This is a genomic window from Desulfocastanea catecholica (assembly GCF_054657295.1).
The window spans coordinates 265288-292240 of record NZ_BAAHYZ010000002.1 but is presented as its reverse complement, the minus strand read 5'-3'; the positions used below and the strand labels follow the sequence as shown (position 1 = coordinate 292240).

The 26953-nt window shown below is 51.5% G+C and carries 26 protein-coding genes; 10 read left to right on the top strand and 16 right to left on the bottom strand.

The window, feature by feature from the left end; genetic code table 11:
• Positions 1-46 precede the first annotated feature (46 nt).
• Genes ACYQ8U_RS03025 through ACYQ8U_RS03010 form a run of 4 tightly spaced genes read right to left on the bottom strand, consistent with a single transcriptional unit; the run spans position 47 to position 4794 of the window.
• Positions 47-1930 carry an aryl-sulfate sulfotransferase gene (locus tag ACYQ8U_RS03025; protein ID WP_459944034.1) on the bottom strand — a complete coding sequence of 628 codons (1884 nt, stop codon included), beginning with the start codon at positions 1928-1930 and terminating at the stop codon, positions 47-49.
• 16 nt (positions 1931-1946) lie between these two features.
• Entirely contained in the window at positions 1947-2255 is a 309-nt protein-coding gene (locus ACYQ8U_RS03020; protein WP_459944033.1) for a thioredoxin family protein, read from the bottom strand.
• A 14-nt stretch (positions 2256-2269) separates the two neighbouring features.
• Positions 2270-3199 carry an NAD(P)/FAD-dependent oxidoreductase gene (locus ACYQ8U_RS03015; RefSeq protein WP_459944032.1) on the bottom strand — a complete coding sequence of 310 codons (930 nt, stop codon included), beginning with the start codon at positions 3197-3199 and terminating at the stop codon, positions 2270-2272.
• Between the two features lie 59 nt (positions 3200-3258).
• Complete coding sequence (locus ACYQ8U_RS03010; RefSeq protein ID WP_459944031.1) at positions 3259-4794, bottom strand: SLC13 family permease; 1536 nt, start codon at positions 4792-4794, stop codon at positions 3259-3261.
• Between the two features lie 251 nt (positions 4795-5045).
• Here ACYQ8U_RS03010 and ACYQ8U_RS03005 point away from each other — a divergent pair, with 251 nt between their 5' ends.
• A complete protein-coding gene (locus tag ACYQ8U_RS03005) occupies positions 5046-5726 on the top strand; it encodes a Crp/Fnr family transcriptional regulator (RefSeq protein WP_459944030.1) in 681 nt (226 codons plus the stop codon).
• Between the two features lie 355 nt (positions 5727-6081).
• Here ACYQ8U_RS03005 and ACYQ8U_RS03000 read toward each other — a convergent pair whose 3' ends face one another.
• From ACYQ8U_RS03000 to ACYQ8U_RS02980, 5 genes are all read right to left on the bottom strand, one after another.
• A complete protein-coding gene (locus tag ACYQ8U_RS03000; protein ID WP_459944029.1) occupies positions 6082-7809 on the bottom strand; it encodes an aldehyde ferredoxin oxidoreductase family protein in 1728 nt (575 codons plus the stop codon).
• Between the two features lie 97 nt (positions 7810-7906).
• Positions 7907-9088 carry an iron-containing alcohol dehydrogenase gene (locus tag ACYQ8U_RS02995; protein WP_459944028.1) on the bottom strand — a complete coding sequence of 394 codons (1182 nt, stop codon included), beginning with the start codon at positions 9086-9088 and terminating at the stop codon, positions 7907-7909.
• Between the two features lie 324 nt (positions 9089-9412).
• Entirely contained in the window at positions 9413-10750 is a 1338-nt protein-coding gene (locus tag ACYQ8U_RS02990) for a sigma-54-dependent transcriptional regulator (RefSeq protein ID WP_459944027.1), read from the bottom strand.
• The gene (locus ACYQ8U_RS02985) at positions 10750-11946 is read right to left on the bottom strand and encodes a two-component system sensor histidine kinase NtrB (RefSeq protein WP_459944026.1); all 1197 of its coding nucleotides are present in this window, start codon (positions 11944-11946) and stop codon (positions 10750-10752) included. Before ACYQ8U_RS02985 ends, ACYQ8U_RS02990 begins: the two co-directional genes overlap by 1 nt.
• A complete protein-coding gene (locus ACYQ8U_RS02980; protein WP_459944025.1) occupies positions 11940-13088 on the bottom strand; it encodes an iron-containing alcohol dehydrogenase in 1149 nt (382 codons plus the stop codon). The genes ACYQ8U_RS02985 and ACYQ8U_RS02980 overlap by 7 nt, the downstream gene beginning before the upstream one ends.
• Positions 13089-13256: 168 nt before the next feature.
• Here ACYQ8U_RS02980 and ACYQ8U_RS02975 point away from each other — a divergent pair, with 168 nt between their 5' ends.
• Both ACYQ8U_RS02975 and ACYQ8U_RS02970 read left to right on the top strand, forming a co-directional pair.
• Complete coding sequence (locus ACYQ8U_RS02975; protein ID WP_459944024.1) at positions 13257-13397, top strand: hypothetical protein; 141 nt, start codon at positions 13257-13259, stop codon at positions 13395-13397.
• Between the two features lie 90 nt (positions 13398-13487).
• The gene (locus tag ACYQ8U_RS02970; RefSeq protein ID WP_459944023.1) at positions 13488-14570 is read left to right on the top strand and encodes an alkene reductase; all 1083 of its coding nucleotides are present in this window, start codon (positions 13488-13490) and stop codon (positions 14568-14570) included.
• Positions 14571-14846: 276 nt separating this feature from the next.
• On the opposite strand, the gene ACYQ8U_RS02965 is transcribed toward ACYQ8U_RS02970, so the two are convergent.
• Complete coding sequence (locus ACYQ8U_RS02965) at positions 14847-15209, bottom strand: hypothetical protein (RefSeq protein ID WP_459944022.1); 363 nt, start codon at positions 15207-15209, stop codon at positions 14847-14849.
• A gap of 74 nt (positions 15210-15283) precedes the next feature.
• Here ACYQ8U_RS02965 and ACYQ8U_RS02960 point away from each other — a divergent pair, with 74 nt between their 5' ends.
• Positions 15284-15730, top strand: coding sequence for a hypothetical protein (locus tag ACYQ8U_RS02960; protein ID WP_459944021.1), 447 nt, complete (start codon positions 15284-15286; stop codon positions 15728-15730).
• A 60-nt stretch (positions 15731-15790) separates the two neighbouring features.
• Here ACYQ8U_RS02960 and ACYQ8U_RS02955 read toward each other — a convergent pair whose 3' ends face one another.
• Complete coding sequence (locus tag ACYQ8U_RS02955) at positions 15791-16744, bottom strand: TAXI family TRAP transporter solute-binding subunit (protein WP_459944096.1); 954 nt, start codon at positions 16742-16744, stop codon at positions 15791-15793.
• A 504-nt stretch (positions 16745-17248) separates the two neighbouring features.
• On the opposite strand from ACYQ8U_RS02955, the gene ACYQ8U_RS02950 reads away from it, so the two are divergent.
• The 4 genes from ACYQ8U_RS02950 (at position 17249) to ACYQ8U_RS02935 (ending at position 21657) form a co-directional block, all read left to right on the top strand.
• Positions 17249-18637 carry a sensor histidine kinase gene (locus ACYQ8U_RS02950; protein WP_459944020.1) on the top strand — a complete coding sequence of 463 codons (1389 nt, stop codon included), beginning with the start codon at positions 17249-17251 and terminating at the stop codon, positions 18635-18637.
• Positions 18627-19283 (top strand): winged helix-turn-helix domain-containing protein, encoded by a 657-nt coding sequence (locus tag ACYQ8U_RS02945; protein WP_459944019.1) that lies wholly within the window; start codon positions 18627-18629, stop codon positions 19281-19283. Before ACYQ8U_RS02950 ends, ACYQ8U_RS02945 begins: the two co-directional genes overlap by 11 nt.
• 163 nt (positions 19284-19446) lie before the next feature.
• Positions 19447-20475, top strand: a complete 1029-nt coding sequence (locus ACYQ8U_RS02940) for an ethylbenzene dehydrogenase-related protein (RefSeq protein WP_459944018.1) — start codon at positions 19447-19449, stop codon at positions 20473-20475.
• Positions 20476-20835: 360 nt separating this feature from the next.
• The gene (locus ACYQ8U_RS02935; RefSeq protein ID WP_459944017.1) at positions 20836-21657 is read left to right on the top strand and encodes a J domain-containing protein; all 822 of its coding nucleotides are present in this window, start codon (positions 20836-20838) and stop codon (positions 21655-21657) included.
• Here ACYQ8U_RS02935 and ACYQ8U_RS02930 read toward each other — a convergent pair whose 3' ends face one another.
• The 4 genes from ACYQ8U_RS02930 to ACYQ8U_RS02915 all read right to left on the bottom strand — a co-directional run bounded on the left by ACYQ8U_RS02930 (position 21658) and on the right by ACYQ8U_RS02915 (position 25162).
• Positions 21658-22596 carry a DMT family transporter gene (locus tag ACYQ8U_RS02930; RefSeq protein ID WP_459944016.1) on the bottom strand — a complete coding sequence of 313 codons (939 nt, stop codon included), beginning with the start codon at positions 22594-22596 and terminating at the stop codon, positions 21658-21660.
• Positions 22596-23561 (bottom strand): SPFH domain-containing protein, encoded by a 966-nt coding sequence (locus ACYQ8U_RS02925; RefSeq protein WP_459944015.1) that lies wholly within the window; start codon positions 23559-23561, stop codon positions 22596-22598. Before ACYQ8U_RS02925 ends, ACYQ8U_RS02930 begins: the two co-directional genes overlap by 1 nt.
• A 70-nt stretch (positions 23562-23631) precedes the next feature.
• Entirely contained in the window at positions 23632-24081 is a 450-nt protein-coding gene (locus tag ACYQ8U_RS02920; protein ID WP_459944014.1) for an NfeD family protein, read from the bottom strand.
• Positions 24082-24196: 115 nt separating this feature from the next.
• On the bottom strand, positions 24197-25162 hold the full coding sequence (locus tag ACYQ8U_RS02915; protein WP_459944013.1) for a zinc ribbon domain-containing protein: 966 nt from the start codon (positions 25160-25162) through the stop codon (positions 24197-24199).
• A 328-nt stretch (positions 25163-25490) separates the two neighbouring features.
• Between ACYQ8U_RS02915 and ACYQ8U_RS02910 the strand changes: the two genes are divergently transcribed.
• Complete coding sequence (locus ACYQ8U_RS02910; protein ID WP_459944012.1) at positions 25491-25979, top strand: dihydrofolate reductase; 489 nt, start codon at positions 25491-25493, stop codon at positions 25977-25979.
• An 84-nt stretch (positions 25980-26063) separates the two neighbouring features.
• A complete protein-coding gene (locus ACYQ8U_RS02905) occupies positions 26064-26633 on the top strand; it encodes a cob(I)yrinic acid a,c-diamide adenosyltransferase (RefSeq protein WP_459944011.1) in 570 nt (189 codons plus the stop codon).
• 89 nt (positions 26634-26722) lie between these two features.
• Here ACYQ8U_RS02905 and ACYQ8U_RS02900 read toward each other — a convergent pair whose 3' ends face one another.
• Complete coding sequence (locus tag ACYQ8U_RS02900; protein ID WP_459944010.1) at positions 26723-26944, bottom strand: hypothetical protein; 222 nt, start codon at positions 26942-26944, stop codon at positions 26723-26725.
• Positions 26945-26953 lie beyond the last annotated feature (9 nt).

Below are 26953 nucleotides of genomic sequence, written 5' to 3'. Positions count from 1 at the left end.
GTTGCCAGACCTGAGTTTTATCTGTCGTGAGACAGCTGCAAGAAAATCACGGACAGAAAATTGATACACCGGTCTGGTATTTCTTGTCGTTAATGATCAGCTTGACCTGGAATATGCCCTGCAGTCCTTTTTTGCTGATATGTATCTTTACCTCACGTTCATCCTTTTCGAGGAAGGCGCCTGAACACATAGCAAGCTGAATTACTGCAGCAGTATTGATGAAATAATTATGGCTCTCGCCATCCTTTTCCAGACACAGCATCGCCAGTGTTCCTTTCTCGAAACGACCATGAAAAACAAAACGGTCCTCGTCCTCTTCGATAAAGACGTTATGCCAGCTGTCGGGCAAAGCCATTACCTCTTCCGCATCAGGTACAGTATCAAATTCTTCGGTAATCTCCAGGCTGCCGAGCAGTTTACCCTCCCCGAGGACGAGGTTGTCACCGTCATGATACAGCGAGAGTTTCTCGGCCCGGTAGAAATTGCCTTCTGTCTCAAGTTCGTAAAGGACCACGCCATCCTTTTCTTCGACGGTCTTTGAGCGTAGTTCGACGTTCGGGTCTGCCATGTCGAGGAAGGCACCAAGTGATTTTGAAGCATAACCGTTTTCAAATCCGATGCCGCCGGAATGAATCATGTAATGGCCTTCGTCGTAGTATTCCACGTTGCAAATGTATGCGGAGAAGAATTCCTGCCCGCGTTCCTTTCCGTACTGCCAGACCTGTTCGATCTCTCTTTTTTCGGGGTCTATCCTGTACCGTACTCCGCGGGAGAAGTTATCGCGGTTCGCGATATATTTTTCCTTTACTTTGGAGCGATACTGACCGTTGTCAAAACACATGACATCGCCGTCCGGGCAGACGACACAGGCATGCTGCTCATATTGCCAGTCAAACTTCGACAGATCCCCTACCGGTTTGAAAAAGTATGTATCAACCATCTCGGCAGGCCAGCCCTCCGGGTCGCCGATAATCCAATTCAGTTTTCCGGTTTCGTAATCAAGGTTTATGATTGCATCCTGGTGCCGACCGGAAAGGGTCAGACTATGGGTCTTCTTGTCGTACCAGACCGCGTTGTTGTGGAACCAGTCGTGGGCATCCTGGGAGCCTGATCCGCCGACATCTCTCGGCAGCACTTCACGATAGTCCCAGGATCGGAGTATTTCCCCGGTATTCCGGTCAAGCAGAACGCACATATCCTCGACAGTATCCCTGGTGAAATCCTGGGTAAGGGCAAGCAGATTGCCGTCTTCCATCTCGAAATGATCGTGGTGGTAGTTGCCCGGCATGCGGTATTCCTTATAGATCTTGCCGAGCAGGTTGAGCTCAATCATGCCGGTGCTGTTATACGGCATATGGCAGAATCGGCTTGAGCCGGTGACGATGTTGCCGTTGGCCACCCGCTTGATATCAAACATGGTGTTTTCGGTGAGCAGCCAGCGAATGTCCCCCTTGTAATCATAGCCGGTGGGCAGATTCTTTCCGGCCGGAGTCAGGAACATGATGTTATTGCCGAAATAATCGGCGGAAGTGGAAATATTCAGGCATCGACAGACATCCGCCGGCAGTTTCTCCGTCGTTATGGTCAGTGTCGCGCTGCGACCGTCGGATAATGCAACCGTCACCTTGTTGGCAAAATCCGCATAGAGACCAAGTACCGGCAGGATGTGCTCAGTAGCCGCCTTGAAAGTATGGCTGATGTCCTCCCGTTCGTAGCGTTTGCCGTGAATAGTTACCGTCGGGGTTACCTTTTCCTGGGTGGTAAAAAAAATCAGGGCACAGAGCGGGTTGATGAGGTAAGGGTTAATTTCAACCTGAGGGTTTTCAAAGGTCGGTTTGTTCGCGGCAAATGCGGCGAGAAATTCCTTCTCAGCCCTGTTTTGCCGGGTAATAAGATGATCCTGGCTGATGTAGCGTACTTTGTTACTCATTGGTCAATTCTCCCTTTTATAAAAGTTCGTCGATAGCCTTGATAATTGCCGGCTTTTGTTTCAATCCTTCCAGTCGGCTGATCTCTTTGCCGTCCTTGAAAAACAGCATAGTGGGAAAGCCCTTGACGCCGAGATGCTCTTTCAACTCGCGGTTCTCATCGAAGTCGATGGTATACATCGGAAAATCCGGCTTCTGCTTATTGATGTCCTTGAGAACAAATGCCAGCATTTTGCAGGGGCCGCATGTTTTTGAGTAGAATTCGATGAGTTTCGGTGCCGTGTGGTCGAGCGTCTCGTAATCTTTCTGGGTTATTTCAGTTATCATTTTCATATCCTCCGTTATTCTTTGTTCGCTTCGACGTAGGATGCGGCGCTGTTGGCCGCGATTGCGCCGTCGGAGCAGGCGGTGACAATTTGTCTCAGGTGTTTGACGTTGATATCTCCCGCACCGAAGATGCCGGGAACAGACGTCCGCATATGCGAATCGGTTTTTATGCAGCCGGTGCGGTCGACGATACCGAGTCTGGCAAATGGCTGAGATGATGCCTGGAAGCCGATGTACTCAAAAACACCGTCGCATGGTACATACCGTTCCGTGGCGTCTTCACCGGTGGACCTGAACCTGACGCCTGTCAGACGGTCGGTGCCGGTGAACTCGAGAACTTCCTGATACGGGTAGATGGTGACATTGTCCATCTTGCGCAGCAGATCGCAGGCCTTGGGGTCTGCTGTCAGATCAAACATCGTCACGATGGTCAGTTTGGTGGTGATGCCGGCGAGATATATAGATTCCTCAACGGCCGAGTTACCGCCGCCGATAACCACGACCTCCTTGTCCCGGTACTGGATCCCGTCACAGATAGCACACCAGCTTATTCCCGAACCGGCCCACTGCTCTTCTCCCGGAACACCCAGGCGGCGAGGCACTGTCCCCGTAGCCAGGATAACCGCTCGCGCCTGATAGACGGTATCGTCTTCTTCGCAGGTGATGGTTTTCAACCTGCCTTCGTCACTGATATCGACGACAGTCTTGTAGTCGAACTCAACACCCAGTTCCTGGGTATGTTCGAACATTTGAATGGACAGATCTGCACCGGTTAACTTGCCTGCACCGGTGTAGTTTTCAATCTCGTTGGTGTTGATCATCTGCCCGCCGGGTGAGAGCCGGTCGAGCATCAAAACCTTCATGTTGGCCCGAATCGCATAGATTGCTGCGGTCATGCCGGCAGGGCCGGCCCCGACGATGACTATGTCATATATATTTTCCATTGATATCCTCCTTGGCCGGCTGTTCCGGCCTGAAAATCGATTGATGGCTGTTAATCTCGTCAAAACATGATTTTGGCCATCGGAATGCCAGCCAGGATGAGAACTCCCATGATTATTCCTGAACTGACAAGGGTGTTAACGGCAACATTTCGGCGGCTGATCCAATCCGGGTTATCGTAAAGAATCGCGGCAAACGGTGAGGCAGCAGGCGTCACCGCGGCAATCAGCACTATAAAGAAAAAGCAGACAATTATTGGCGTGGCGGCAAAACCAAGACCGCTGCTCAAGGCGAGAATGACAGGGGTAAAGATGAGACCGGCGACAACCGAGTTGCAGAAGTTCGTGACTATGATGGCCAGGATGACGATAAGAATGGTTAAGGCGAGTTCGCTGAGCCCGGAAAGGTGCATTTTCAGGAAAAACTCCATGAAAATGGTGACATTGGTTATCGGTGACGTCATGGCGTTGCCAAGCAGAAAGGCGGTTGCGATAAGAATGAAGGTACGCCAGGGATACGACTGGTTGGTCACCGGCAGGTCAGCCAGCGGTTTGCTGGTGACACGAATCACTGTGGCAAGGAAGATTATGAACATCGACGCCCCAAAGGTATTGGCGGCAAGGAATGCGCCAAGACCACTTTGGCGGCCAATAATGCCAGGCAGCAGCATCCACATGGCATAGATGAAAAACAGGGCGAGAATAAGCTTCTGTTGCAGGCTGAATGGCGGCAGCTCATCCTGGCTGAGGATCTCAGGGTCGATTTTTTGCAAAGGCGAAACATCAACTCGGTAAACGTAGCGCATGAAAAAGAGGATGGCAGCAATACAGAGAAATGAGATAGTGACGCTGAATACCAGGTATAAGGCGATGTTGACGTTTTCGATTTCTCCCACCGAGCCGCTGGCAGCGAGGTTATTCATGTTGTTGAGCAGGTAAAACGCCCCGCCTTTGAACGGGTCGGTGGCAAAACAGAGCAAGGCAACCATCATGGTATTGACTATCATCAGGGTCACGTACTTGTCGCCCTTTTTGAATCCAACATGGTCAAAGACGATATAGAGTGCCGGCCACATGAGGAAACAGGCTGTGGTCTGCTCAAATATAGCGACGCAATAGGTGCCAACCAGTATCATTGCCGTAAAAACCCACGGCCGCCCTCTGACAATACGGTGTGTCATAAACCATCTGGCGAGATAAGCGGAGATGTTGCTGCGCATGAGAATAGCCGCGAACATAAACAGGAAAAACAGCATGACCGTCATAGGATTGCCCATAAATTGATTCAACGCCTGGGGCATAGGCACATGGCTGGTCATACCGTACAGGATAACCCCGAGGAAGCTTGGCCAGAGGGCGTCGACAAAAGTCCAGAGGTAGACAACCCCGAAGAAAAGGCCGATGATCACCATTCCCTCGGGGCTGATAGAGAGCAGGTGCTGATCACCTTGAAAAGGAATGCCTGCAGCCTGGAGTTTTTCATTGAACGGAACAGAAATGCTTGGTGGGGGCAGGAAACGCCCAAACAGCATCATTGAGATACCGACGATGGAGTGGACGAGCATTCCGACATTGAATTTCTGATTCTGACTCTGCATAATATTCCTTATCTGGCTGAAAACTTTTTCATGAAAAAACTGGTAACACGACCATTCTCTCTGGAAATGCATCGGATTATCTGTTGGCATTAATATCCGTTTTTCTGTTCTGCTAAAATAGTCTGGACTAGCTTTGTGAATTTTTTTGTGCTGGCTTTTCGAAGTTCTTACTTATATATGAAGGGAGACAGGTATATGGGGGCATAGTACTGGCTGATGTTCAAAACGGGAGCGGGTGAGGGGAGACACAAATGCTGTGGTTAAAACACGATTACCAGGAAGATATAGCAAGAATCGCTGTCAAAGAGAGATTGCCGAAAGGTGTTATTCTCGACCCCGCCTGTATCTACTATCTGCAACAGGGACTCTGTGTGCTTAATCATCTCACTGATGATGGAGAGGAGAAATCCATTGTCTACTTTCAGGAAAAGTCGCTGATGGGCTTTATGCCTTTTCTCCTTGAAAGTTTAGTCGACGATAACGATGAAACCGAGGGGGAGTTCCTGTCGGATGAATATCTTATAAAAACACGCAGCGTATGTGATGTTCTCAAAGCTGACGGCGATCGCTTTTTTTTCATGCTTGAAGAATCGCCGCGTCTTTACCGGACGGTTATCTGCACTTTGAGCCAGAATTATTTGAACACCATAGAGTTGTTATCGCAAATTATCAACAAATCAGCACCCGTCAGGATCTGTCGTATAATTCTTGAATTCAGGCGGAGACAGGAAAGACGCCTTGTTCTGTTGCCTCATCTCACCTACTATGACATTGGCATTTTTACCGCTCTGCATATAATAACCGTGACCAAAATATTCAAGGCGCTGTTCACAGCGCAGATTTTATCAAAAGTCGGACGACTGATTGTGATTGAGCAAGAAGATATGCTTATTGATATCGCCAAAGGCAAATTTGAGCTGGATTATCTATAATATTAGATAGGTGCATGGTAGGTGCATGGGCACGCAGGATTCAGGCAAGTACGACGGGACGGAGTTGGACGCCTTTTCCGCCGCCTATCAACATCATGATGTGTACTACAGTGATGAGAGCATATTGCCCCTACAAGCCCAACCATAGGAGGTGCACTATGAAAGTCCTAAGCGGTCGAATTCCATCTGCAGTACCACAGAACCAACTCTAAAAAATATTGATGGACGTTCGTTTGTGGGTGGGCGACAAAACAGCAGAGGCAAGAGAAACAACGTACAGAACTGACCAGCCGACATTATCGCTAAAAAGCACTGCGCGATAATGTCGGCGACGAGATGAAAAATAGAGAAACTATCAGAAATTCCAGAAGGAATCGATTGTTTTATCGTCGATATCCCAGACGACGTTGTGCGGGGCAATCGGTTCTTCCTTGAAGAATTCCGGCAGCCGGTCATCATGGCTGGTAAAGCCGGCGGCCATATTAAAGGCCCGCTCCGTTTTGAGAATACTCATGCCGAGATTGGTCACATCATCGGCGGTAAGGGCTATGCCGAACCGGGCGTTGATCATGTCGATCAGAGACGGCAGACAGGTGGCGTCATCAAGCGCGGCAAAGGCGACAAACAGACACATGCCGGTGGAATCGATGGCGGCGGTAGCGATCTGCAGATTGCGCGACAGCTCCACCTGGCCTTCATGACTGAGCGGATCAAGCTTTCCACCGACCCCGAGGATATTGGTGGCGATGGTATAACCCATGGTGTGGTCGGCACCCTGGGTCGAGGTGGCGTAGGTGATGCCGATGCCTTTGATGGCCCGCGGATCATAGGCCGGAATGGCCTGATTTTTCACCACCGGTACCCGGGTGACGCCAAAGGCCCTGCCGACATTGCCTGCGCCGCCGCCGATAATTCGTCCCAGAGGCGTGCCTTTACCGATATCCTCACGCAGGATACGAAGGATCCCCTCACCATCACCGAATTCCAGCAGTCCTGCCTCCATGGCGACACCAAAGGCCACCGAGGTTTCGATGGTATCAAGGCCGAGATCGTCCATGATGCTATCGGCTTCAGCGATAAGATCGAGGTTTTGTACACAGCAATCGGCGCCCATGGCCCAGATCGATTCGTACTCAAAACCGGAGGTTTTGTAGTTTTTATTCGGGTCGTTATAGATCTGCGAGCAGTTGATGACGCATCCCGAATGACAGTTATGTTTCGGTTTGCCTTCCCGGGCGACGATGGTATCGTGCATGGTTTCCCCGGAAATTTCCTCGTGACCGGCGAACTGGCCGCTGGTGAAGTTGCGCGTGGGCAGTGCCCCCGCCTCGTTGATGATATTAACGAGAACGTTGGTGCCGTATTGTCCCAGGGCCTGGCTGATGGGATTATCGACCAGCGCCTTGGCAAAGGCCCGGTTGGCGGCCTTGAATTCCTCCGGCTTGGCGATATCGACTTTCTTGTCTGTCGGCGCAACGGAGATAAATTTGATCTTTTTCGACCCCATCACCGCCCCGAGACCACCGCGTCCGCTGGAGCGGATCCTTGAACCGGGGTCTTTTATGGAGATGTTGGCCGCGGCCATCTTCATCTCGCCCGCCGGTCCGATGGAGATCACGCCGGTTTTATCACCATGACGTGCATTGATTGTTTCAATAACGTCGTAGTTGCCTTTGCCGATCAGTTCAGTTTCTTCATTGATGGTGACGCCATCGGCAGTCACGTGCAGACTGTACCATTTGTCCTCTGCCGGCATGCCTTCAAGGATCAGCGCCTTGACGCCGAGCTTGGCCAGCATCTGAGCCGAAGAACCGCCGGCATTGGCCTCTTTGATGGTGCCGGTCAGCGGACTCTTGGCGCCGCAGGAAAGCCGGCCCGAGTTGGCGGCCTGGGTCCCGGAGAGCAGTCCCGGAGCAATGACCAGTTTGTTGTTTTTGCCGAGTGGATGACAGGTCGGTTCCACCTCGGCGGCAATCACGTTGGAGGTCAGTCCCCGGCCGCCAAGACCCGCCCACTCACCGGGAACATCCTCGATCCTGGTGGTTAAATCAGACATGTTCACTCGAAATATTTTGTCAGCCATTCTTTTCCTCCTCGGTAATAACGAATAAGAGGGGCACGGACGAGTCCGTGCCCCACAACAACTATTTATGATAGAGACTTTCTGTAGAAACAATCAATTATAATGCCGCCCGGTAAATAGCTTTGACATCCTCATCTTTCGGTGTACGGGGATTGGTCATACCACAGGCATCCTTTTGCGCGTTACCGGTCATGGTGTCGATATCTTCGGCTTTAACGTCTTTGCCATACCGTTTGCCGAGCTCTATCAACCCTCCCGGAATGCCGATATCGGTGGAAAGTTTTTTGATCGCCACCAGCGCCCGCTCGGCAGCGTCACGCTTGGACAGACCGTCGACATTTTCTCCAAGCAGCTGGGCGATTTTGACAAAGCGGTCCATCTTGGCAATCAGGTTGAAATTGCACACATGGGGCAGCAGAATGGCATTACATTCCCCGTGGGGCAGATCATAGAAGCCGCCGAGCTGATGCGCCATGGCATGTACATGCCCAAGACTGGCATTGTTGAAGGCCATGCCGGCGAGATACTGCGCGTAACACATACCTTCACGGGCGACGATATCGCTGCCGTTGGCAACCGCCGGACGAAGATGGACGGCGATCAGTTCAATGGCTTTTTCCGCGGCCGAGTCGGTCATCGGGGTGGCAATGGTCGACACATAGGCCTCGACGGCGTGGGTCAGGGCATCCATTCCGGTTGCCGCGGTCAGTGCTGGCGGCATACCCATCATCAAAAGCGGATCGTCAAGCGCGATACCCGGAGTGACCCGCCAGTCGACGATGGCCATTTTGACCTTTCTGCTGGTATCAGTGATAATACAGAACCTGGTCATTTCCGAGGCGGTTCCCGCAGTTGTATTGACCGCGACATAGGGAGGCATCGGTTTGGATGACTTATCGACCCCTTCAAAATCTTGAATTCTGCCGCCGTTGGCAATGACCAGGCCGACGCCCTTGCCGCAGTCATGCGAACTGCCGCCGCCGAGGGTGATCAGACTGTCACAACCATTCTTTTTATAGGCTGCAACGCCGGCTTCCACGTTCTTGTCGGTGGGGTTAGGAATGGTCTCGTCAAAGACGACATATTTCATCTCGGCTTTATCAAGCAGATCGGTAATCTGTTTGGTAATTCCGGCACCGGTTATACCTTTGTCGGTGACAATCAGCGGCTTGCTGCCGCCAAGAGCCTTGATCTTTGATGGAATCTCTTTTGCCGCGCCGATGCCTATCAGGGTAACACTGGGGATAAAATAGCCGTATACTTCTTCTCGAATTGCCATAATAATACCTTCCTTTTAACTGAGGTTATTGTGATTGTTGTACTGCTCCCTTTGGATCCATGTCTCAAGTAGTGCGCAATAGAGTTAAAGCAAAAGGCATGCCATCACATCAATTACAATTAAAACAGACGGTTATACATTCCGCCCGAGGATCAAGTATGCCAACATGACCCTCGAGCGGTGCGGCAGGAGCTCTGTGACTACGGTTTTTTCGGAAAATTCACCGCAAAAGCAACAGAAACCAACACTATAGATCCAAGTGGGTCAGAAGGCAACAGGCGAGGAGGCAAATAGGTCAAAATGACCCACCGCCATAATGACTGCTCAATGCCCGGCATATTTTTCCAGTTTTCGGTACAGCGTTTTTCTGCTTATGCCGAGGGTTTCTGCGGTCTTTTGTCTATTATCATCAAAAAAGTGCAGCATTTTCAGAATATGATTTTTTTCGACGGACTCCAGCGTCAAAGCGCCCTGGTTCTCTTCGGATATCGAGACCAGTTCCCGCGGCAGACATCGTTCGGTGATGATGTTATTTTCCGCCAGGATGATTGAACGTTCCAGAACATTGCGCAGTTCGCGGACATTTCCCGGCCAGTTGTAACGGAGAATACAGTCCATGGCCCTATCGACAATCCGATAGGTTGTGTTATCGGGGCTCAAGCGCATCAAAAAATAATCGACCAGCAGCGGCAGATCCTCTTTTCGCTCACTGAGGGAGGGAATTTCGATATTAAAGGCGTTGATCCTGTGGTAAAAGGCCTCGTTGAAACGCCCCTGTTCCACCTCTTCGGCCAGGTTACGGTTGGTGGCAAAAAGAAAGCGGATATTCACCTTGCGCTCCTCCTTTTCGCCAACCCTGCGGTAGGTCTGGGTCTCAAGGATGCGCAGCAGCGAGGCCTGGACGCCCAGAGGAAGTTCGCCGATTTCATCGAGGAACAGGGTGCTGTCATGGGCATAGGCCATCAACCCCTCGCGCGATTCGTCGGCCCCGGTGAATGAACCTTTCATGTGGCCAAAAAGCTCACTGCGAGCCAGATCTTTCTGCAGAGAGGCGCAGTTCTTGATAATCATCGTATGGCCGGAACAGGCCGAGCGCTGGTGAATCAGCCTGGCGACAACGTCTTTGCCGACCCCCGACTCCCCGGTGAGCAAAACCGGAATCTTTGCCGGCGCCACCTTGTTGATTAAGAACTTGATATCCTGGACACTCTGCGAATTGCCGATGAATTGCACCGGTTGCTGCTCAAGGCTGGTGTTATGCCGCAGGATGGTGTTCTCGCGGGAGAGCAGCACCCGCTGATGGGCCTTTTCCACGACCAGATCCAGTTGCTCAAGGTTGAAAGGTTTGCGAATAAAATCACAGGCACCCAGCTTCATGGCCTTCACCGCACTGTCTATATCGCCATGGCCGGTGATCATCACCACTTCGATATGCGGGACACTGTCTTTAATCTCGATCAGCAGATCGAGATCATGGACATCCGGCAGGCGCAGGTCCATGACAATAACGTCAAACCAGTTGGTACGTAACATCTCCCGCGCCTGGCCGGCATCGGCGGCGGTGAAGACTTCCCGGTGGTTTGTCGACAGTTCCTTCTGCAACAGTCTTCTGATGGACTCTTCGTCATCAATGGCCAGAATGGCGTATTTTTCTCGTTCCATTATAGAGTTATTCCCGGCAGAGATACCTTGAAGGAGGTCCCTTGCCCCTCCCTGCTGGTCACGGTGATCTCTCCGCAATGATTTTTAACGATTGAATAGCAGGTGGAGAGACCGATACCAATCCCCTTGCCTACCGGTTTCGTGGTAAAAAACGGTTCAAAAAGCTTATCAAGCAGCTCGTCGGGAATACCGCAGCCGGAGTCTTCGACAAGCAATTCAACGCCCCCATGCGGGGCGACATTGGTAATAATGCGAATAATGTCGCCATCGGTGGTTGCATCAAAGGCATTGGTGAACAAGTTGATTATCACCTGTTTCAATTGAGATTCATCACCCATGATAACCGGCAGGTCCGGTTGCAGCTCGGTTTGGACGGCAATATTATGCTGCTCTTTAAAATGATGCTTGAGAAGGAACAGGGTGTCTTTGACACACTGATTCATGTCCACCGGGCCAAGGCTTGCCGCAACCGGACGACTGAAGGTGAGTAAGGTGTGGACAATATCGCGGCAGCGCAGACATTCCTTGATGATGGTCTCGGTATACTCGGTGAAATCCTCAAGAATTTCCGGTTCCACTTTGCCCTCTATCCGGCCGATCCGTCGCTGCAGACCCTCGGCAAAACCGCTTATCGCTGCCAGGGGATTGTTGATTTCATGGGCTACCCCCGCAGCCAGGATACCCACCGTGGCCATCTTTTCCGCCTGATAGAACTGGGCCTGAAACTCTTTTTCCAAGGTGACATCCCTTTTAAACAGGAGCACATTTCTTTCACCGGCGGGATCTGTTTTCAGTGGCGAGGCGATGATTTCAAAATGCCGGAATTTGTCGTCGACCTTATAGATACACAGATCCTTGACGATCTCCTCCAGGTCGAGAGAACGCTGGGCCGGGCAGTCCGTACACCTGCTGCTCTGTCCGCGAAATATCTCATAACAGTACCGACCGATGGGATCGATGGTCGGGAACCAATCGGCGAACACATGGTTGACCCGCTGGATTTTCAAATCCTCGGAGAGAACCAGCATCAGATCGGTGATCCCGTCGAGCACCGCCTGGATTTCTTTACGTTTTTTCTCCAGCTCCAGATTGGAGGTTTTCAGCTGTTCCACTTTCTGCTGCAGTTCCTGATAGAAACCGAGCTTGCTGTGCTCGATGCCGATCAGGTCTTCCAGCGTGGTTGTTTTTTTTACCATACTTCCTCACAAATCTTCAGCAGTTCCTGCCAGGAGGCGGGCCTTGGGTTGGTCAGATTACAGGCATCGTTGACGGCCATTTTACAGATCGGTTTAAGCAGATATTTCTCCTCCTCACCTATCTCCTCGCGCAGTCTTTGCGTTACCTTAAACGAGGCGAAAAATTCATCGAGCTTATCAATGCCGGCAAGGGCGGTTTCACGCGGTGTGCCGACCTTCCTGTTGAGAATCACCCGACCGATATCGGCCAGCTTGCTTTCGGCACCGTCCAGATTGAAGCGCATCACCGCGGTCAGCAGTATCGGATGGACCACGCCATGGCGCATATCAAAGTATCCCCCGAGAGAATGGGCCAGGGCATGCTCTGCGCCAAGGCTGGCATTGCTGAAGGCCATCGAGGCGGAGACCGCGGCGATACTCAGTTTTTCCAGACACTCGAGAGAGCGTGACGCCACGGCGCAAGGCAGATATCTGACGATAAGATCAATGGCCTTCAAAGACTGCATCTCGGTGAAGGGCGAAGCGATAGTCGAGACATAGGCCTCGATCGCATGGGCAAGCGCATCGACGGCGGACTGGATAATAAGCGTTTCGCTTTTCGTCCGCAGGATAAGCGGGTCAATAATGGAAATATTCGGCACCAGGGTACGGGTTATTATCGACATCTTCACCGCCCGCTGCACATCGGTGATGATACAGAACTGCGAGATATCCGAGCCGCTGCCGGCGGTGGTGGTAATGAGCATCATCGGCGGCAGCGGACGCTTGACCCGGTTTGCCCCTTCATAATCCCTTATCTTGCCGCCATTACTGGCAATGATGGCAATACCCTTGGCGGTGTCCATCGGACTGCCGCCACCAATGGCAATGATCACATCGGCACCGTTTGCCAGATAAATTTCCGCGCCCTGTTCCACCTCAATATCCCGGGGATTCGAGGTAACACCCGAATAATAGACCCATTCCACCCCCTCTTTTTTCAGAATATCCATCAGCTGCTGCACCCAGCCAGCTGCCTCGATACCGGCATCACTGACCAGAAAAACTTTTTTTGCCCCAAGTCGCAAAGCACACTGACCGGCGTAATTCAAGCTCCCCCGACCAAAAATAATTTCTGGGATGGCAAACTTGGTTATATCCATATTTCTTCTCCACGGGTTGATTCCCTCTCTTGCGCTGTCGACGAAGACGCGGAGTCTCCTCGAAACGATATACTTCAACCATAGTCAGTGGCTGAATTTCCTGCAAATCACTTTGCAATTTTTGCGCCTGATTGCCAACCCAGCAGGGGGGGCGGTTTTCGTCGCGGCATGGCTGAGGGGTACGGGTCAAATTGTCCCGTTGCTCTCGCAAGAGTCAATCGCGAGAGTCTTACCGATGAGGTGATCCTGACGGGCAATTGGGTGCGTGGCCGCACCCTTGATTATGCAGTCGAGGCTATCTATAAGTAGTGCATAGTTTGTCCCAGACAAAAAAGGACTGAGGCATTCTCCACAAGCCGTTTGCATAACTAACAATACTCCACCAGAAGGAAAGCAGATATGAAAAACACCCTGCACAGCCCCTTGCAGCTCGGCCCCATCCAGTTGCCCAACCGAGCCATCATGGCCCCCCTTACCCGGGGGAGGGCCGGCGAGTCAAGAATCCCCAACGACCTGATGAAAACCTACTACACCCAGAGGGCCAGCGCCGGCCTCATTATAACCGAGGCCACCGCCGTTTCCGAGGACGGCTATGGCTGGGTGGGCGCGCCGGCGATATATAACGACGACCAGAAACAAGGGTGGCGGAAAATAACCACAGCCGTGCATGACGCCGGTGGACGGATCTTCCTGCAGCTCTGGCACATGGGACGGGTCTCCCATCCCGACTTCCTCAACGGGCAGACACCGGTCGCTCCCTCGGCGATCGCCGCCAAAGGCATGGCCGTTACTCCGGGAGGCAAAAAACCCTATGTCGTGCCCAAGCCGCTCACCGAAAAAGACATGACGCTCCTGCTCGGCAAATACGCCGAAGCGACCGAAAGATGTCTTGAGGCGGGTTTTGACGGCGTCGAAATACATTCAGCCAACGGCTATCTGCTCGATCAGTTCCTGCGGGACGGGTCCAATCAGCGCGACGACGGGTACGGCGGCAGTATAGAGAACCGCCTGCGCTTTCCCCTGCAGGTTGTCGATGCAGTGATCAAGGTTGCCGGAAAAGAACGGGCAGGTCTGCGAATTTCTCCGGTTAACCCATTCAATGACATGCAGGACAGCAATGCCAGAGAACTCTTTACCCGCTACGCAGCAGAACTGGCGAAACGGGACATTGTCTACCTCCATGTGCTTGAAGCGCTTCCCGGCCATGTTCTTTATGCCGAGGGCGAAGAACCAGTTCTGCCGCATATCCGCGAGGTGTTTCCCGGCATACTCATTGCCAATGGGGGCTACACGCTGGAAAAAGCCAACGATCTGCTGGGCGGCGGCGGCGCGGACGCCATCGCCTTCGGCACAGCCTTTCTAGCCAATCCTGATTTGGTTGACCGATTCCAGAGAGGGGCGAAACTCAACGTTCCCGACATGGCGACATTTTATACAGCAGGACCGGAAGGGTACACCGACTACCCCTTCATGGGCCAATAATCGGCATAGGTGGGAGCTTCGGTCTCAGCCGGGCTGGAGCTCCAGCAGAACCCTGCGCAAAATTCATCCGCCCCCCCGCCAAAAAAATATCACCGCCGGAAATTGTATTTACTTCTTCAGCCATTTGTAAGGCTTTTGTAAGATTTGCCGGGAATAGTTTTGAAGAACTAACCCCGGTAAACGGAAAATAAGCCGGGACTCTTTTCAGTACCCCTTGAGGGGTGTAAGTGCCTTGGGTACAGGTGGTTTTCTTGCAAAAAAACAATCTGTAAGGCACTAAAAGAGTAACCGGTGGCGCACCTTCTTTGGTACATGCGCACCAACAGAGGCAAGGACAAATGCCAGTAAGACGGCGATCGGCGCCGACAGCAAGCCGTGATAGGCCGCACCGAGCAGAAGAAGTTTGCAGGCAGTAGTTACGCCGCTTAGTTCGCGGTAAAGCTGACGATGTCGCAACCATTCGGTGAAAAGCAAGGCCATACCGCTGACGAAAACGAGGACCAGGTAAAAGGAGGGAGGATGAGCGATCCCATCGATCAGATACGTTGCCAGAAACACCGCTGCGCCGACCTGATGAACCGCCCTGATAAGCACGGAAAGGTTCAGAACCCAATAGGGCCGCATGCCGATTCGGCCCATTTTATTTCCCGCACACCCTGTTGGTTCCTGCCTTTCCACCATTACTTTACATGTACGTTACAAGTGATCTCGATATGACAACCGAACCTACGCTTTCCCGGCAAAACATATCATCTAAATACAAGTTATCCATCGTGGTGGCCATCATTTTTCCTTGTCTCAGCCGTCTGCTCCTTCAGGGATCAGGGGCTGAACATGAAATGTTTCGCTACCTTGCCCCCTGCCTTTTGGGCGGCACGACCGGGTATTGGGCAGGCCACCTCCTGGATCAATGGCAAAGAGCACTTCGTCTCAGCCGGATAACCAATAACAGACTGAAAAAAAAGATACAAGAGCAGAAGGTGCTTCGAGGAATTATCCCGATCTGCTCGCACTGCCGACGGATAAGAAACCCTGATGGGGACTGGAGTGTAATAGAAGAATACATCCAGCATCGCTCAGAAGCAAGATTCAGTCACGGCCTCTGTCCGAACTGTGCACAGCAGTACTATCCAACGCTTTACGAATTGGAGAAAAATTAATACTCACAAACGCCATCAACGGCAGGTCATAACGTGGACGACCTGCCGTTGAGGAAAAAATTACATCAACCCTGCTTCTTTGAAATACCTGATAGCTCCGTCATGCAGCGGTGCGGAAAGACCATCCTTGACCATCTCTTCTTTCTTCAGGTTGGCAAAGGCGGGGTGCAGCTTCCTGAAATCTTCAAAATTCTCAAAAACAGCCTTGACCACATGGTAAATAGTATCTGCCGGTACTTTTGCTGAAGAAACAAAGGTTGCTCCGACACCAAAAGTCTTGGTATCCTCATCGGTTCCGCGATACATGCCGCCGGGAATGATTGCAGTTCGGTAGTAAGGGTTATCGGCAATGAGTTCATCGATCTCTTTGCCGGCAACATTGACGACAACCGCATCACAGGCCGTTGTTGCTTCCTGAATGGAGCCGTTTGGATGACCAACTACATAGACGATGGCATCAACCTTATTGTCGCACAGCGCAGCGGACTGTTCGGCAGCCTTCAACTCCGAAGCGAGTTTTAAGTCACTGATGGTCCAGCCATATTTTTCCAGGACAACCTCGATGGTCCCCCGCTGGCCCGATCCAGGATTGCCGATATTGACCCGCTTGCCTTTGAGATCTGTAAAATTTTTAATTCCTGAGTCGGTTCTGGCCACGACGGTAAAGGGTTCAGGATGCACCGCGAAAACTGCCCTGAGGTCTTTGTTTGGTCCGACTTCCTTAAATTGGCTGGTTCCGTTATATGCGTGATATTGCCAGTCAGACTGGGCAACACCCATATCAAGTTCTCCCCCGGCGATGGCATTGAGGTTATAGACCGAGCCGCCGGTACTCTCAACTGAACAACGAATGCCATGGTCTTTTTTACTCTTATTCACCAGGCGGCAAATGGCACCACCCGTCGGATAATATACGCCGGTTACCCCTCCGGTTCCGATGGTCACAAAGGTCTGTTCCGCCGCCTGGGCGAATTGCGGGACAGCGGTCAGGGCAAAGACAAAACAAGACATCATGGTTACTGCCAGTCTGCTCGTAATCTTCATACGGTTTCTCCTTTTCATGTTAAGTTGAAGTGGATGTCCCCAATGGACATACTCCGTAAACGTGTACCGGCAACGAATTCTTCGTAAAGAATTCCGGTTTATTTTCCGTTTGCCTGGGTTATGATTCTCTCATTTCCGCAGACAAAGAGGACGCGTACCACCTGGCATACTATTGCAAAAAGCTGCCTGTACAAAGGAAAAAAAGGAAAAATAGACTTTTTCCTATCACTCCCGTAGAATAAAACTCCTTTCATCGAGCCAAAACACCTTTTATGACAAATATACCAGATTTGACGAAGCGCTCAATTTTTTCCTACCAAATTCTGTTTTATTGGATTTGTTGGTTATATTTTATACTGAGCAGCAATTTTTGTAACCGTTTGCCGAAAAACAGAAAAAACATTCTTCTGCAGGTTACAGGTATTTCCCTGTGCCGCTCCTTTTTCTTGATACAATCGCGATGCGCGTGACCCGATGACCTGGAATTTTATCCTCTATCTGCTCTACGGCCTGGCCTTTTTCACCCTGGGGGTAGCAATCCTCGCCAGAGATATCCGACTCAGTGAGCTTGGCATTGCCAGAATTATCTGGTTGCTCGCCGTTTTTGGCATTGTCCATGGGTTTCACGAGTGGCTGGAACTCCTCGAACAGCTCAATCCTCATATCAAAACACTCTTTTTCTCCGCCCTTCGTCGATTGGTCGTCAGCATCTCTTTTCTTTTTCTGCTCTACTTCGGCCTTTTTCTCAATATCATTACCCTCTACGGCGATCATGCTCTGAAAACTACACCCCCGATGGTAAAATCACTTATCGGCCTGTCTGCCCTCCTTCTGGTTGTTGTCGCCACATATCTCGATCTCGACAGCGGTACGGACATCAACATCCGTCGACTTCTCGCTTTTCCCGGCGGCTTGCTCTCCGGTATCGGCCTGATCATGTATTCAAGGACCGTGCGGCCACTTTCTAAAAACGTGGCCACCAATTTCATCCTGGCCGGCAGTTTCATGATCATTTATGCCGGTGTGACCGGGTTGGTGCCTTCCGATGCGGTCATTTTTTTCGGTGACGTTAAGATTATACTGTTCCGCGGCCTCAGTGCTTTTTTGATCATGTTATTTACCATCAGGGCTCTTTCGGTTTTCAGTCTCGAGCAGCGAGAATTGATCGATGAAAAACTGCAGCGTTTTTCACAGTCGGAAAAACTCGCCTCCATGGGAATTCTCGCCGCAGGCATCGCCCATGAAATCAACAATCCCCTGACCAATGTCTCGCTTAATCTGGACATGCTCAAGGATCTGGTCGGAGACGATGAGAAGATCACTCGGAAAATTAAGGCTATTGAGCGCAGTACCGACCGAGCTTCGCGGATCGCCAAGGAGCTGCTGCATTTTTCCCGGGAAAAGGAGACAGCGCTGCAACCCACCGACCTCAATCAGGTACTGACCAGTACGACCACTCTCCTGAAAAACCAGGAACTCAGCTCAATTATCCAGCTACAGCTGCATAATGTTCCGAAAATCATGGGCATTTCATGGAAACTTGAAGAAGCCTTTCTTAACCTCCTGTTGAACAGCATCGATGCCTGCACGAAGGAAGACAGAATCACCATTGAAACCTTGCGCCGCAATGGCTACGTTATTGTGACAATAACAGATACCGGCCACGGCATTGCCGGAGAAAATGTTGCCAAAGTATTCGATCCGTTTTTCACTACGAAAGAGATCGGTAAGGGCACGGGCCTCGGTTTGGCGCTGTGCCATAATATAATCAAACAGCATGGAGGAGAGATATCTCTAACCAGCAACATACAACAGGGTACACGAGTGACTGTATCGTTTCCGGCGGTGCCGAATGACAACTGACACTATCATGGTCATCGACGATGACGAGGATCTGCGCGAGAGCATTATCGAGATTCTGCTGGATAACGGTTTTCCGGTAATCGGCTGCGAGTCGGCGGAGGTTGCTCTGCAGAAATTTGAATCGGAAATTCCGCGCCTTATCATCGTCGACAACATGATGCCCGGCATGGGAGGCATGGCTTTCATCCCGCTGATAAAAAGTAAATACCCGGGCATGAAGATCATCATGATCACCGCCTTCTCAACCGTCGACAACGCCGTAGCGGCGATGAAAAGCGGTGCCGACGATTACCTGGCCAAACCGTTCAGGCGCGATGAGCTGCTCGTTGCGGTGAAACGCAAACTCGAAAAATTACGATTTGAACAGCTGCCGCCCGAATCGGTCATGGATGACACCCTGACCTGCCTTTCCAATCCAATCAGGCGAAATATCCTCACTGCCCTGGCGGGAAAGAAAACGATGCGTTTCATGGATATCACCCGTCATCTGGACATCAGTGATCATACCAAGGTCAATTTTCATCTGAAAAACCTCAAAACAAACAAGCTTATTTGCCAGAATCGGCGAAAAGCCTACAGTCTGACCCCGCAAGGTGAGAAAATGATTGATTGTCTGCAATTGTTCTCCACAAGGTTTCCCTCGTAAATACAAACAGTAAGCCAGAAACCTGTGAAGGATGCTTCACAGATAACACCCTTCTGCGAAAAACCTTTATCTGGAATCAATTCCATCTTTTTCATACACTCCCAATCGTACAAGTCGTCATTGAGTTGCCACTACCAAAACACCCAAACCAAAGGAGATGTCTATGAAAACAATTGGAATCCTTACCATGGCCAGTATTTTCGCTCTCGGAACCACCGCATATGCTGCCGATAAGACGCTGATCAGCACCAAGACCGGTTCGCCGATCGTTCTGGATGGTCTGGCCGATAAGGCCTGGGACACCGCCAAAGCAATCACCGTGACGGTGGACGAACTGCCCTATGAACCGAGCAACGGTTATCCCGGGATGCAGAAGACCGATGTCAGCATTAAATCCCTCTATGATGACAAAAATGTCTATTACCTGATTACCTACAAGGATCCGACGAAAAGTCTCGCCCGGTTCCCATGGGTCAAACAGGCCGACGGCAGCTGGAAGAAACTGGCCAAGAAGGATGATACCGGCCATGACAATACCTATTACGAAGATAAGCTGGCCATGTTCTGGAACATCAATACCAAGGGTTTTGAGGCCGAAGGCTGTATGATCGCCTGTCACCTCAATGAGCCGGGAGACACCTCACCCGGCCGAAAATATACCGAGACTGCCGGGGAAACCATCGACATGTGGCATGCCAAGTACGTCCGTACCCTGCCGATGGGTATGTTTGATGACCAGTATGTCGACAACAACACCGATCCCAAGGTAAATGCCGGCTGGGGCCGTAAAGGCGATACCGGTAAAGGCGGATACAAGAATAATGACAATGGTGATAAATCCGCCCCGGCATTCATGAACCTGAATGCCAATGAAGAGGACATGTACTACGTCATTCCGAGCAAAAAAGTGCCTTTTGTCGACACCTTCAAGGAAGGCGATGTCCTGCCTGGTATCGACATTGCACCGATGATGGGTGGTCGTGCCGACATACTCTCGCGCAACAATTATGCGGATGGCACCTGGACTCTGGAGGTGATGCGGGCATTGAAAACCGAAGGTGAAAATGTCGACACCCAGGACGTTCAGTTCACCGATATGGCCAAGAGCTATCCGTTCGGAATAGCTGTTTTCGATAATTCACAGATCAACCACCTCTTTCACACCGAGACGCTCGAGATGAAGTTTCAATAAGGAGACGGTGTCGTAGATCAGAGAATGTTTGACCCAGCAGCACAACAGCCAGGAGCCTTTGTTATCAAAAGCTCCCGGCTGTTTGTCGTTTCGGGGCTGGTATTTTGCATCGAGGTTACGCCAGTCGCCGCCCATCTTGTGCACTTTACCCCTGCCGCCATTTGTCGTCTCTCCTCTTTATCTTCTCTTCACCAGCTGCAACGGTGGCACTTTTCTTTTACCTTCACTCGATGTCCCTGCTGAAAAGAGCCGGTCTCCTCGGCGCGGCATGATATTTATTTGTTATTTCGCCACAACCGTTTTACTATGTCGAGGTATAATTTGATCCGCCCTGAATCTGCTTTGCAAAAAAACTGAGACATGAAAGACTATTACAAAATACTGGGAGTAAGCAAAACAGCCGGCGAGGAAGATCTTCGCAAAAGCTACCGCAAACTGGCTATGCAATATCATCCCGACCGAAATCCGGATGACCCGGCGGCGGAAGAACGATTCAAGGAAATTGCCGAAGCATATGGTGTCCTCAGTGATCCGGTAAAAAAGCGTGAATATGACGCCTGCAGGGCGAGCGGGAAGACATTTGCCGGCGGCCAGGCCGGTGGCGGCGAGGGCTTCACCTATAGTCAGGAAGATATTCTCCGCGATCTTTTTAAAGATCCGCGTTTTCAACAGATGTTCAACGGCATTTTGCGGGAATTTCAACGCTCCGGCTTCCGGTACAGCTCGCAGTTTGTCAAAAAAAGTTTTTTCGGCGGCAAGGGCGGTATTCTGGTCGGTGGTATTTTCTTTCTCGGTTCCCTGGCCGGGCCTTTGCTGACCGGGGCCGCCCGAAAAGGTCTTGCCGGAAAATCCTCGGTGCTGAAGTCAGTCGGCAGCGCGGTAGGCTCACTGCTCGGCATGGGCAAAGGGAAAGAGGGACGGCAGGCCCAGGAAGGTATGCCGGATCAACCTCACTTCGTCGATCTCGATGTAACCTATCATACCCCTCTTACCGCCGATGAACTCCGACGCGGTAAAACCATCCAGGTCCTTGTCTATGGAGAAAACGGGGAACAAACCTTGAAGATCAGCATTCCGCCCGGCAGCAAAGATGGCCAGAAACTGCGCATCCGCGGCAAAGGCCGGCCCGGCCCGCAGGGCAGAGGCGACCTCTATCTGCATCTGGTCCAGAAGGAAGCCTGATCAACTTTGCTCCCTGGTGTTCTGCAGGACGACCATGGCCACAAGGACAACGAGAACTCCGGGAATGACTCGGGCCGGAGGCAGCCCGTGTCCCAAAACCAGATCAATGACCAGCACCAGCCCGGGATACAGATAGGAATAGGCCATGACCCGGGTGGAACCAAGGTAAGGTACCGCATACTGGGTGAGGAAAAAAGTTACAATTGTCGTAAATACGGCAAGATACGCGATACCACCCCAGACAAAGAGCGGTACAGTCGACCAGGCCACGGTGGGCAGTTCACTCCCGGCAAAAAGGAGCAGCCAGAGGCTTCCGGTCACCAGCACCCAGAAGGTCATGATCGCCATCGATTCCCCCCGGTACAGAAGTTTGACCAGGGGGGTATAGAGTCCCATAGCGAAGCAGCCGCCGAGAAAGATCATATCCCCCTTGTTCCATTGCATGGCAAAAAACTGCGACAGATCTCCGCGAAAAATCACCCAGACCACCCCGATCACCCCGCAGGCAAGGGCCAGCAGCTGCTCTTTTCGCAGACGCTCTCTTAAAAAAAGAAGGGCGTAGCCGCCTGAAATAGATGGTACCAGGGCGAAGATAACACTGGTATTGAGGGCACTGGTATACCGAAGAGACAAAAACATGCAGCAGAAAAAGATCACCAGACAGCCGCTGATCAGGGCGCAGCGAAAAAAAAGTGAAAAAGAAAACCCCAAACCATAGCGAAAGTGCACCCAGGGCCCGAAAATACAGGCAGCAAGGGTAAAGCGCACCAGGGTCAGTACAGCGGGATTGAGTTCTGCGGCAATCGCCGCACCAACGGTAAAGGAGGTGGAGACCAGGGTTGCCGAAATGACCATCAGCAGATGAATAAACCCGAGGGGATATTTTTTCTTCTGCCAATCGAACGGGGCAAGTATCCTGCTGCGACTAGGCGGTGTCATCAACTGCGCAAACGGACCTCCGGTTTATCACCGGCGGCACCCCTCTCTTTTTGCACGTGCTGGAAGGTAGCCATTGCCGAGGCGATCATGCCGCTCATATCGGTGAGATTTCCGGGGACGATCATCGTGTTGTTTTCTTTGGCGAGTTTACCGAATTCGGTGAGATACTGTTTGGCCACTTCAAGATTGGCCGCCTCTTTGCCTCCCGGAGAAGAAAGGGCCTCGGCAACCTTTCGAATGCCTTCCGCCGTCGCCTCGGCGACCTTGAGAATCTCCAGAGCCCGGCCTTCCGCCTCGTTGACCCGCTTGATTTTCTCACCTTCGGACAGGTAAATCGCCTCGCCCCGATCCCCTTCGGCCCGATTGAGAATCGCCTGTTTTTCTCCTTCGGATCGGGCAATTTCCGCCCGTTTCTCCCGCTCGGCCTTCATCTGTTTTTCCATCGCCTCCAGGACTGTTCTGGGTGGCTGAATATCCTTAATTTCATAGCGAAGCACCTTGACGCCCCAATTTGCGGTGGCCTCATCAAGGGCCATCACCACCTGACCGTTGAGACTTTCCCGGGCCTCGAAGGTGTTATCAAGAGAAATTTTACCGATTGCCGAGCGCAGGCTGGTCTGGGCAAGCTGGGTGGCGGCAAAACGATAATCGTCAATGCCGTAGGCGGACATTTTCGAATTGACCACCTGAAGATAGAGGATACCATCGACCTCCAGGGTCACATTATCCGCGGTAATGCAGGTTTGTGCACCTATATCTATCGGTTCTTCCTTCAACACTCTGCGGTAGGCGATGACATCCAAAAACGGAAACAGGATATGAAACCCGGCCTCCAGGGTCGTACGATACTTGCCCAGTCGTTCTATGACGAACTCAGAGCGCTGGGGGACCACCACCGCCGTTTTCCAGAGAACGACGACAATGAGTAATAATACAATGCCGAGAGCTATCAGATTTTGTTCCATATTTTCCTCTTTTTCCTTAGGCGGGTTTCTTATCGGATAAACGAACGAGAAGGTAAACCATGCGTGCAGATCAGACTTTTTCCACATGAATCACCAGACCTTTCTGGGCAACAATGGCAACAATTTCTCCCTCGTCGATTTTTTCATCGGCTGCTGCCCGCCAGGTCGTCCCGGAATATTTAATCCGTCCTTCGGCGGGGGGAACAATGGTCGTACTGACAACGCCCTTCTCCCCGGCAACGGCGAGCATGACATCCTTGTCCTCTTCTTCCCCTGCCGAGGTCGGCGGATGCAGCCTCTTCTGGATTATATTTCGTAAACCAAACAGAGCAATGAGGGACGCGGTGATAAATAAGGCCAGCTGCCAGGCGAGACTGAGCGGGAGTAACCAGGCGGCCAGGGCAGTCAACAGTGCCCCGACGGCAAAAAAGAACAGGATAAACCCAGGCACAGCCAGTTCAAGAAAGAACAGCATCACCCCGATGACCAGCCAATACAGTGCGGGATTGATCATTCCCATAGTTTTCCCCCTTTTGAGTACAACGCAAAAAGGAGGGCATGTCGATCGTCCGCCCTCCTTTCTTTATACTTCTTTATTGTCTCTACCCGATTTTTTCTCGTATCTACCTAAAAATTTATTTTCCGAACCACCTTGCCAGAGCATCCCTGGCCTTCGCCCATGCCCGATAAATTGAATTTCCCATGGGTTTTTCATCGTCGTATCCGCCTGCTGCATCATTTGACAACCCTTTGCCATTATCATCCGGTCTCTCTGAATTGAGCGTCTCATGCGGAACCGGCTCCTGTTCGGGATCGGTATTTACCTTTCGGTTTTCCACCGAAAGACAATCGGGACAGTAAAGTCGACCATCCTTTGCCACAAAGGTTTGTCCAACGTCTTCTTCTTTACCGCATTGCCAGCATTTTTCCTTGTCTATGCCATAGGGTTCCCGCTCTACCCCCTCGTCGAGCATATCCTCTTCGCTGCTTTCGGCAACGACAGTCTCTCCCTGTTCGTTGTCTTTCTGCCCGGCAGGACTTTCTACATCATCGGCATCAAGCGGTGAAAATTCTTCCAGGAGACCAAATTCGTCAACGGGTTTTTCAAAATCTTCCTCGAAAGAACTGAGCGCTGCCGACCCATCCGGCAGGGATCCTTCCTGCTCTTCTCCCATGGTCGCCTCGGCCAGCTGCAGATCAATCTCCGAGCCAATATCCTCCCAATCCAGGGTTTCTTCCTGCTCCGCTGCAGGGGGTATAACCGGTTCCGGCTCAGTGACCTCCTCGCTGCGTTCGTCAAGCGATTCAGCCTCCTCTCCGCCTAACGCTGCATCCGCCACCGTCATGGTCTCGGTCTCAGATTCGATCTCAGCGACATCGTCCCCCACGGCAACGGCTATGTCAACCTCAGGTACAGAAGATGGTATTTCGCCAGGCGGAGGAGAGAGCGTTGCGGGAAAAGAAGCATCGGCCGACGCTTCCGAAGTCATATTGGACAGCACCTCAAAGACACCCTGACATTTTGGACATTTAACTTTCCGTCCAATGTACGAGTCTTCTGCCGAACCTTTGACACCGCAGTGGGGACAATGTAATTTCATCAAACTCCTCCAACTCATTTAATCTTTTCTTGCTGCGAGCCTTGACCTGATACTGCCTTTCATTCCAATGCGCACAGGTAACTAACAGACACCTGTTATCCTATCGGCTCAGCTCAAGAAACGGCCGATTTCCTTTTCGTTCAGCAGAATGCCACCTTGCACAATCTCAACACTCTCTAGGAGGTATATCATAAAAAAATTTGAATTATACGTATAATCTTCTTATTGTTGCATGGGAGTCAGTACAAACTATCTTTTTCAGTTATTCTGCCATTAAACAGAAGCTGATTACAATATTTTTTTCAGTTATTCTGCCGAAATCACTTATATGGAAATTATTATCATAGCTGCAATGGCCAGGAACCGCATTATCGGCAAGGACGGTATCATGCCGTGGCACATCCCTGAAGAACTTCGCCTGTTTAAAAAGACGACCATGGGGTACCCGATGATCATGGGACGAAAGACCTTTGAATCGTTTCCTGCCCCTCTCCCCGGAAGACGGCATATTGTTCTCAGTCGCAACAAAAACTACAACCCACGGGGCGGCGAATATGCAGCGTCCATGGAGGAGGCGCTGCGACTTTGCGGGCAGGCGGAAAAAGTCTTTCTAATCGGCGGAGCGGATATCTTCCAACAGGGTTTCGAGATAGCGACGTCGATCCGCCTCACTCTTCTTGAACGGGAGGTCGAAGGAGATGTCACCTTCCCGGATTTTTCCGATGAGGAGTTTGTTGAGGTGAGCCGGCAACATTACCCCGACGGATCAGAGCCGTTCACCGTTGCCGAATACCGACGGACCGTCAGCACTGCCTGACATGGGCCGTCCTTCTCGACCCGACTCCCGCCTCGCATCAATGAAAGAGCCTCCGTCACACAAGAGATACGCAAAGAGACTGCAATGCATGACCAGATAACCATCACGACATTTGAGCCGAAAAAAAAACAGGGCCTCATTGTCATCATCACCGGCAACGGCAAGGGGAAGACCACCTCCGCCATGGGTATGGCCCTGCGCGGCTGCGGGCATGGATTGAAAACCACCATCGTTCAGTTCATGAAGGGTGATCTTTACTCAGGGGAGTGGGACGGGGTGAAAAGACTGGCGCCGCTGGTAAAACTATACCATACCGGTAAAGGTTTTTGCGGTATCGAAGGCAATCCTTACCCCCATGCCGAGCATCGGAAAAATGCCCAGGACGCCCTGCAGCTGATAGCCGGTATCCTCGAAGCCGACGACTGCGACACCCTGATCCTCGATGAGATCAACAATGCACTCCAGCTGAAACTGGTGGACCTCGACCAGGTGAAGGAAATTATTTCTCTCAGGCCGAAACATATGCATGTCATCCTCACTGGAAGGGACGCCCACCCCGAACTCATTGACCTTGCCGACACCGTCAGCGAGGTGCGGGAAATAAAACACGCCTACAGAAAAGAAATCGAACCGCAGCCGGGAATCGATTTTTAATCCGGACAGCAGACAGACGACAAAGGCCGACCCGCATCGCGGACCGGCCTTTGTCGAAAGTACATTTAAGCAGATAGTTTCCTGGTTCGTCAGGAAATCTTCAAGGGTTTACAGAGTTCGGAATCTTCCGCAGCGACCCTGCCGCAGGACTGGCAGGAAAAGTTCATTGCGGCAAGTTTCTCTTTGCACACATGGGTAGCGCTGACATCGCTCTTGCCACAGTACGAGCAGGAAATCGTTTCAACGGTCGGATTGCAGAGATGGCCGGGGTCATCAGCCACAGCCCCGCAACTTTTACAGGTATGAGCCATAATAAGCCT